The sequence below is a fragment of the Hydrogenophaga intermedia genome (assembly GCF_000723405.1).
GTDB classification, from domain to species: Bacteria; Pseudomonadota; Gammaproteobacteria; order Burkholderiales; family Burkholderiaceae_C; genus Hydrogenophaga; species Hydrogenophaga intermedia.
Map to the genome: position 1 here is coordinate 91,767 of NZ_CCAE010000008.1, position 8,795 is coordinate 100,561.

At 73.2% G+C, this 8,795-nt stretch carries 3 protein-coding genes; all 3 read right to left on the reverse strand.

Going from position 1 to position 8,795, the window contains the following annotated elements; translation table 11 throughout:
- Positions 1 to 13: 13 nt before the first annotated feature.
- Genes BN948_RS07620 through BN948_RS25540 form a run of 3 tightly spaced genes read right to left on the reverse strand, consistent with a single transcriptional unit; the run spans position 14 to position 8,488 of the window.
- Positions 14 to 910: a DMT family transporter gene (locus BN948_RS07620; protein WP_009517174.1), complete on the reverse strand. Its 897-nt coding sequence runs from the start codon at positions 908 to 910 to the stop codon at positions 14 to 16.
- Between the two features lie 10 nt (positions 911 to 920).
- A complete protein-coding gene (locus tag BN948_RS07625) occupies positions 921 to 1,826 on the reverse strand; it encodes a DMT family transporter (RefSeq protein WP_009517175.1) in 906 nt (301 codons plus the stop codon).
- Positions 1,823 to 8,488: a type I polyketide synthase gene (locus BN948_RS25540; protein ID WP_009517176.1), complete on the reverse strand. Its 6,666-nt coding sequence runs from the start codon at positions 8,486 to 8,488 to the stop codon at positions 1,823 to 1,825. Before BN948_RS25540 ends, BN948_RS07625 begins: the two co-directional genes overlap by 4 nt.
- Positions 8,489 to 8,795 lie beyond the last annotated feature (307 nt).

Sequence of the window (8,795 nt, forward strand, 5' to 3'; positions counted from 1 at the left end):
TCCTTGAAACTCTTCAATGCGGCGCCGGCGTGGCCAGCGCGTCGCGCAGGCGCAGGCGGGATTCGGAAATCCACACGTACAGCGCCGCGCCAACGATCAACAACAGGCCCAGCGCCAGGCGCCGGACGGACATTCCGTGGCCCATCATCCCCAGGCCGATGAACAGCGCGAAGGTGAAGGCGATCTGCATGTAGGCCACCGGTGCCGCCAGGCTCACGGGCGCGGCGGCGGTGGAACGGTCCAGCGCCCACAAGGCGAAGTAGCCCAGCACGCCCACGGCGACCATCACCACCAGGTCGTGCGCATTGGGCGTGACCCACAGCCCCGGCAGGGCCGGCGTGAGCGCCAGGAACACGCCCAGCGCCGTGTAGAACAGGTTGGCCCGCATGTCCTCGCCGCGCAGTGCGCGCGTCATGACCACGTAGGCGCTGAAGCACAGCGCCATGGCCAGCGGGTAGGCCAGCATCATGGGTGCGGGCAAGGGGCCCACCGTGTGCACCAGCAGCGAGCCCGCGAGCGCGACCAGGGTGGCCGCCCAGATCGACAGCGGTGCCTCGTCGCGCAGAAACAGACGGCCCAGCACCACGATGAGCAGCGGGCTGATCCAGAACACCGTCATCACCACCTCACCCGGCAGGCCGGCCTGCATGCCGATGACCCAGGAGGCCGGCATGCCCAGCATGAGCATCGAGCGTGCCAGGTGGAACACCGGTCGGCGGGTGCGCACCAGCGCCGCCGGCTCGCGCCAGCCGAACACCAGCAGCATCAGCAGCAGGTGCACGGCGTAGCGCGTCCACACCACCTGGTAGGGCGAGTAGCGCTGCAACACCTGCCAGGCAATGATCTCGATGGCCGCCCACAGGCCCACGAAGACCAGCATCAGCAGGATGGAGCGGCGGTTGGACGACATGGTGTGCGCCTCAGAGGCCACCGAAACCGGTGTCGGTGGCCAGCGCCGACGGGTCGCGGCGGAACGGGCGCAAGCGCGTCCACACGTAGAGCACCACCGCCACCGTGACGAGCACGCCGGCCAGGGTGCGCAGGCTCGGGTCGTGCTGCTCCAGGCTCCAGGCGAAGCCCAGGGCGAAGGGAATCTGCAGGTACACCAGCGGCGCGGTGCGCGAGACCGGCGCGGCGGCCGTGAGGCGCTCCAGGGCGAACAGGCCACCCAGGCCCAGCAGCGCGACGGCGGCGAGGATGCCGAGGTCCAGCGGCGTGGGCGTGACCCAGCCCGAGGGCACCATGGGCGCCAGCAGCAGGCACACGCCCAGGCCGGTGTAGAACAGGTTGGTGCGCGTGCGCTCGCGGCGCAGCGAGCGCGTCATCACCACGTAGGCGCTGAAGCACAGCGCCATGCCCAGCGGAAACACCAGCAGCAGCGGGCGCGGCACGCTGTGCGGCCCGGTGAGCGCGAACACGCCGCCGCAGGCCACCAGCGCGGCCAGCCACACCTGCAGCGAGGCGCGTTCGCCGAGGAAGAGCCGCGCCAGCGCCAGGATCATCAGCGGCGAGAGCCAGAACACCGACATGAGCGTGGCCGGCGACAGGCCGCGGTGCACGCCCATGACCCAGCAGGCGGGCATGCCCACCATCATGGCGGCACGCGCCAGCTGGAACAGCGGGCGGCGCGTGCGCCACAGCAGCGAGGGCTCGCGCCGGCCGAACAGCACATAGAGCAGCACGATGTGCCACACGAAGCGCATCCACACGATCTGGTCGAGCCCGTAGCGGGCCATGAGCAGACCGGTGAGCGCCTCCTCGGCGGCCCACAGGACCACGAAGGCGGTGGTCAGCATCAGGCCGTGGCGGTCCTGGTTCCAGGTCATTTCATCTGCTCCAGTCGCGCCAGCAGGCGCGCTTCGATTTCATCGTCGCTCAGGTCGTCGAGGTCGCCCCCCGGCACGTCGACCGGCAGCTCGACGGGCGCGGTGGAGGCGGCGGGGGCGGCCACCGGCGCGGGCGCCACCGGCTTCACCACGAGTTGCGTTTCCAGGAAGCGCGCGAGCGCGCCCACGTTGGGGTAGTTGAAGGTCAGCGTGGACGGCATGGGCTTGCCCGCGCCGCGCTCCAGCCGGCGCTTGAGCTCCACCGCCATCAGCGAGTCCATGCCGAGGTCGAACAGGCCGGTGGCGACCGGCACCGCAGCGGCACCGTCGAGCGAGAGCACGCTGGCGACCTCGCCCTGCACGAACTCGATCAGCAGGTCGTGCCGCATGGCCTGCGGCACGGCGGCCAGGCGCTCGGCCAGCGTGGGGCCGGCCGCGGCACGCGTTGCCTTGTCGTGCGCGGGCGCCGCGGACACCACCGGCGCCACGCCCATGTGGCGCAGGAAGGGGCGTGGGCGGCGCGCCTCGTGCAGGGGCTTGAGCGCGGCCCAGTCGATGGCGGCCACCGCAGCTTGGGCGCGCGCACCGCCCAGCAGGCGGCCCAGCGCGTCGAGCGCGTCCCCGGCGGGCATGGGCAGCAGGCCGGCCTCGGCGTAACCGCGCTGGTGTTCGGCGGTGGCCAGGCGCATCACCTCCCAGGTGCCCCAGTTCACCGACAGCCAGCGGCGCGCCGGCGGCAGTTGCTGCGCGAGCGCATCGAGGAAGGTGTTGGCCGCCGCGTAGTGCGCCAGGCCCGAGGCGCCGAGCAGCGCGGTGGTGGAGGAGAACAGCACCACGAAGTCCAGCGGCAGGCCGCGGGTCAGCCGCTCCAGCCACGCGGTGCCGGCGAGCTTGGGCGCGAGCATGGCGGCCACCTGGTCGGCGCCGAGCTGCGCGAACGGCGCGGCGTTGAGCGCGGCGGCGGCGTGCATCACGCCGCGCAGCGGCGGCGCCTCGCGGGCAAGTTGCGCGAGCGCGGCGCTCAGCGAGGCCTCGTCGGCCACGTCGGCCTGCAGCGCGTGGATGGTGGCGCCGAGGGCTTCGATCTCGCGCAGCCCGGCGGCGTTCGTGTCGGGGCGGCGGCCCATCAAGGCGATGTGGCGCGCGCCGTTGTCCGCCATCCAGCGCGCCACGCGCAGGCCCAGGCCGCCGAAGCCGCCGGTGATGAGGTAGCTGGCGTCGGCCTGGAAGACAACAGGTGCCGCCACGGGCAGTGTCAGGCGGCGCAGGCGCGGCACACGGCGTTGGCCGTCGCGCCAGGCGGCCTGGTCCTCGCCGTCGTCGGCGTCCAGCGCGGCGAGCAAGGTGCCGGCGAGATCACCGCTCGCGGGCAGGTCGATGAGGCCGCCCCAGCGCGCCGGGTGCTCCAGCGCGAAACCCCGGCCCCAGCCCCACAGCGGCGCCTGCCAGGCGGCACCGGGCGCCATGGCGCCACCGGCGTCGCTGTGCACGCCTTGCGTGACGAGCCAGACGCGGCCATCGCGCTTCGTGGCCTCGACGAGCCAGCGGCGCGGCAGCTCGCCCGCGAGCGCGGCCGCATCGGCGATGGCGCCCGCGTCGTTGACGGCCCGTGCCGCCAGCGGCAAGGCGCCGAGGTAGACCCGATCGCCTGACACGTCCGCCTGCTCGGGCGCTGCGTCCGCGTCGACGCAGGTGACGTGATCGCCGCGCGCACGCAGGCGCTCGGCCAGCGCGGCGCCCAGCCCCTGGGGCTCGCCCACCAGCGTCCAGTGCCGGCCACCGCGCGGGGCGCGCGCCACGATCAGCGCCTGCTGATCCGCCGCGCGCGACAGGCCCTGGGCCTCGGGCACGGCGCTGGCGCCCTCGAAACCCAGCTCGGTCAGCGCCGACAGCCAACGCTCGCGCGGCATCAGGGGGTAGCCGGGGCGCAGATCGGTGTCGGTGAAGCGCCACCAGCCTTCGGTCAGGCCGAACGTCAGATCGACCCAGCGCTCCGGCGCCACGCCTTCCAGCAGCAGCAGCATCGCGCCAGGGGCCATCAGGCCCTTCACATGCCGCAGCGTGGCGCGCAGGTCGGCCGTGGCGTGCAGCACGTTGGCGGCGATCACGATGTCGTAGGCGCGCGGCGCGAAACCTTGCTCCGCCGGTTCACGCTCGATGTCGAGCAGCGCGTGGCGCACGAAGGGGAAAGGCGCGAACTGCTCGGCCGCGCGCTCCAGGAACAGCGGCGAGAGGTCGGTGAAGGTGTACTCGGTGCGGTCGGCGGGGAGCAAGGGCAGCGCGTAGCTGGTGGTGCCGCCGGTGCCGGCACCGATCTCCAGCACGCGCAGGCGCGCGCCCTTGGGCAGCTTGGCGACGGCCGCGCTCAGCGCTTCGCCGAGCGCGCGGTTGTAGGTCTGCGCATAGGGCGAGTCGACGTAGAGCTGGCGCGCCTCGTCGAAGGAGCCGCCGGGGAACAGCAGTTGCAGCGGGTCCTGCTCGCCGCGCAGCACGCGCGCCAGCGCGGGGCCGCAGCGGGCCAGGGTGCTCAGCTCGCCGGTGACGCCGGCGAAGGCGTCCAGGCCGTCGGCGTAGCGCACCGCCGTGTCCTCGCGCGGCAACGGCGCCACCACCGTGTGGCCGTCGGCGCTGTCGCGCAGCACGCCGTCTTCGCCCAGCATCTGCAGCAGGCGCGCGAACAGGCGCCGATGGCGCGGCTGCACACCCAGGCGATCGGCCTCCTCGGCGGTAGAGAAGGCGCGGGTGGGGGTGTCGTCGAAGCCGAGTTCGCGCAGCGCGTTCGCCACGTGGGCCAGGCTCAGGCGATCGAGTTCGGGCAGCAGGCGCTCGTAGACCGAGAGGCCGTGGCGCTCGGCGAGTGCGGCAAAGCCCCGGCGCAAGGCGGGCGCCAGCGCGGCGGGGTCCGGCATCGCGGTGGTGGCCGGCACCGGCGCGGGCGCGTCCTCCCAGCCCACTTCGTAGAGCAGGTCGGCTTCTGCGCCGCCGAGCGCATGTCGCAGGGCCTCGCGCGAGGCCTTGCGCAGTCGCACACCGCGCAACTGGCCCAGCACGCCACCCTCCAGCGAACGCAGGGTCACGTCGGCCTGCCATTCGGCGGGCTGCACATCGCGCGCGTTCAACACGCGCACGTGGCACCAGAAGCTGTCGGGCAGCGGGCCGGCCAGCGCGATGCGGTCCACGCTGGAGAAGAGGTACACGTGCTGGTCGTCGTCGCTGACCGGCAGCGACAGGCCCACGGCCTGCAGCGCGCCGTCGATGAGCACGGGGTGCGCCCAACTCAGTGGCATGCCCCGCGCGGCCTCGGGCAGTTCCAGGCGCGCCAGCGCTTCGCCGTCGCGGCGGTGCGCCTCGCGCAGGCTGCGCAGGGCCGGGCCGAGTTCGATGCCCAGGCCCTGGAGTTGTTCGTAGAAGCCCGCGCCGGGTGTGGCCGCGCCCAGCGCGTCGCGCGTGGCGGTGAAGTTGGTGGTGTCGGCGCCCGCGATGGCCTGTTCGGCCGTGACGGGCAGCAAGCGCCCGCTGGCGTGCAGGCGCCAGTCGCTGCCGTCCACCGCGCGGCTGTGCACGGTGAAGGCCACCACCCCGCCCTGCGGCGCGGCCAGGTGCGTCTGCAGCACCGTGCCCTCGTCCGGCACGACCAGGGGTTCGTGGATCTCGAAGGATTCGACGGCGCGGTGGCCTTCGCCCAGCGCCTGCCGCGCGGCCGACTGCGCGAGTTCCAGGTACAGCGGGCCGGGCACCAGGCAGGCGCCCTGCACCACGTGCTCGGCCAGCCAGGTGGGGCTCGATGGGGTGAGTGCGAGTTCGAAGGTGGGCAGTGCCGTGGCCAGGCGCGTGCCAGGCCAGGCCGTGCCTGCCACCGGTGCGGCCACACGTACGCCCGGCGCTTGCGGCGCGATCCAGAACGGGCGGCGCTCGAAGGGATAGGTGGGCAGCGCGAGGCGCTGGCGCGGCAGGCCGCTGTCCACCTTGGACCAGTCGATCGGCGCGCCGTGCGTGTACAGCGCGCCCAGGCTGTGCATCAGCTCGCGCCAGTCGTCCTTGCCGCGTCGCAGCGAGCCCAGCAGCACCGTGCCCTCGTCGGGCAGGCCGCTTTGCGCGTAGGCCGTCAGCACCGGGTGCGGGCCGATTTCCAGGAACACGCGGTAGCCCTGCTGGTGCAGCGACTGCAGGCCGTCGGCGAAGCGCACGGGCTCGCGCAGGTGGCGGCGCCAGTAGCGCGCGTCGGGCGCGCCACCGGGCAGCGCTGCGCCGCCGGTGAGGTTCCAGGCCACGGGGATGCGCGGGGCGCGCATGTTCACGCGGCCGGCGCAGGCCTCCATGGCATCGAGCGCGGGCTCCATCAGCGGCGAATGCGCGGCGAGCGAGACCAGGACCTTCTTGCCTTGCACGTCGCGCGTGGCCAGTTCGGCCAGCAAGGCGTCGAGCGCCTGCGCCTCGCCGGCCACGACCACGCTGTCGGGCGCGTTGTAGGCGGCGATGGACAGCTTGCCGCTCCAGGGCGCCAGGGCGCGCTGCACCTCGTCGGCCGGCGCGTACACGGCGGCCATGGCGCCACCGGGTGGCAGGGCCTGCATCAGGCGCCCGCGCTCCGCGATGAGGCGAATGCCTTCTTCCAGCGTGAACACGCCGGCCACGCACGCGGCCGCGTACTCGCCCACGGAATGGCCGATGACGGCGGCCGGCTCCACGCCCCAGGCGCGCCAGAGCTGCGCCAGGCCGACCTGCACGGCGAACATCGCGGGCTGGGTCCAGCCCATCTCGTGAATGGGCGCGCCTTCACTGACGCCCGCTTGCAGCACGCTCTTCAAGGTGCGGCCCTGCGCGTCGGCGCCAAGGATGGCGTCGCAGCGGTCGATGACGTCGCGAAAGATCGGCGAGGCCTCGATGAGGCTGGCGGCCATGCCGGGGTACTGCGCGCCCGCGCCGGTGAAGAGGAACACCACCTCGGCCGGCTGGCCGGGCGTGGCGGTGGCGCGCGACAAGCCTTCGGGCTGGCTGCCCTGTGCGAAGGCCTCCAGCGCGGCACGCGCCTCACCGGCGTCGGCCGCCGCGACGGCCAGGCGTTCGGCGAAATGCGAGCGGCCCACGCCGGCGGTGTGGGCCACGTCGGCGAGCGACACACCCGGCGTCGCGAGCTCGCGCGCGAACGCGCCGGCCAGCTCGCGCAGCGCCACGTCGGAACGCGCCGACAGCGGCAGGCAGTGCACGGGGCGCTCGCTCGCCTGCGCCGCGGTGGCTGGCGCCAGGGGCGCTTCCTCGATCACCAGGTGCGCGTTGGTGCCGCTGAAACCAAAAGAACTGACGCCCGCGCGGCGCACGCGATCGCCGCGCGCCCAGGCCTCGCCATCGGCCGTGACGCGCACGGGGTACTGCGCCCAGGCGATGTGCGGGCTGGGCGTCTTGAAGTGCAGGTGGCGCGGGATGCGACCGTGCATGAGCGAGAGCACCACCTTCATGACACCGGCCACGCCCGCCGCCGATTCCAGATGCCCCAGGTTGGTCTTGACGGAGCCGATGCGCAGCGGCGCATCCGCCGCCCGACCCGGGCCCAGCGCACCCGCCAGCGCGCGCACCTCGATCGGGTCGCCGAGCGTGGTGCCCGTGCCATGCGCTTCCACGTAGTCGATGTCGGCCGGCGACAGGCCGGCGTCGGCCAGCGCGGCGCGGATCACCGCTTCCTGCGCCGGGCCGTTGGGCACGGTGAGACCGCCGCTGCGGCCGTCCTGGTTGGCGGCGCTGCCGCGAATGACGGCGAGCACGCGGTCACCGTCGGCCTGCGCGTCGCTCAGGCGTTTGAGCACCAGCACACCGCAGCCTTCGCCGCGCGCGAAGCCGTCGGCCGCGGCATCGAAGGTCTTGCAACGGCCGTCCGGCGCGAGCATGTGGGCCTTGGTGAGCGCGACGGTCGTCTCGGGCGAGCACATCAGGTTCACGCCGCCAGCCAGCGCGGTGCGCGACTCGCCGCTGCGCAGGCTGAGGCAGGCCACGTGCAGGGCCACGAGCGAGGACGAGCAGGCGGTGTCGATGGACAGGGCCGGGCCCTGCAGGCCCATGAAGTACGAGACGCGGCCCGAGGCCACGCTGTGGGCGTTGCCGGAGGCGATGTAGGCGTCGATGTTCTCGGTGCCACGCTCGAGCACGCGGTGGAAGTGGTCGCTGTTGCACAGACCGAAGAACACGCCGGTGGGCGAGCCGGCCAGGCGCTCGGGCGAGAGGCCGGCATGCTCCAGCGCTTCCCAGCTCACCTCCATCAGCAGGCGCTGCTGCGGGTCCATGGTGAGGGCTTCGCGCGGGGAGATGCCGAAGAAGGCGGGGTCGAAGCCGGCGACGTCGTCGAGGAAGCCGCCGTTGCGCACGGACATGCGGGCGGGGGCGTCGGGATCGGCATCGAACCAGGCGTCCTTGTCCCAGCGGTCGGCGGGGATGTCGCGGATGGCGTCGCGGCCTTCTTCCAGCAATTGCCAGAAGGCTTCGGGGCTGTTGGCGCCGCCGGGGAAGCGGCAGCCCATGCCGACGATGGCGATGGGCTCGTTGTGGTGTTGACCGCGCGTTGCCGTGCCGCCGGCGGCTTCGAGGGCCTCGACTTTTTCGTGCAGCTCCAGCGCCAGCAGCGCCAGGCGCTTGGGCGAGAGTTGGCTGATGCGGTCCAGGAAATCGCTCATCTTGCTAGCTTGGTTTGGAGGGCTGGGTTGCGCTCCACCTTGGTTGGCGGTGTCAGGCCTGGGCCCCTGGCTGCTCCGGCTTCAAATGCGGCGCCCTTCGCTGCGCGAAGGGTCCCCTGCGATGCTCGGGCGGACGGCCGGCGGCATAACTCGCTGCGCGCGCTTTGCGCGCTCCGCTCAAACAGATGCCGCCAATCAGATGACGAAGCGCGCTGCGCGCGCGGCCGCCCACCTTGCGCTTCTCGGCACCGCATAGGCGCCTGCGCAGCCAGAGGCCCAGGCCTGACAACACATACCTGTGCGTGCC

What these genes read in the sequence shown, in the direction of transcription:
- BN948_RS25540 (WP_009517176.1), bottom strand. Translation starts at nt 8,488, where the DNA reads ATGAGCGATTTCCTGGACCGCATCAGCCAACTCTCGCCCAAGCGCCTG.
- BN948_RS07625 (WP_009517175.1), bottom strand. Translation starts at nt 1,826, where the DNA reads ATGACCTGGAACCAGGACCGCCACGGCCTGATGCTGACCACCGCCTTC.
- BN948_RS07620 (WP_009517174.1), bottom strand. Translation starts at nt 910, where the DNA reads ATGTCGTCCAACCGCCGCTCCATCCTGCTGATGCTGGTCTTCGTGGGC.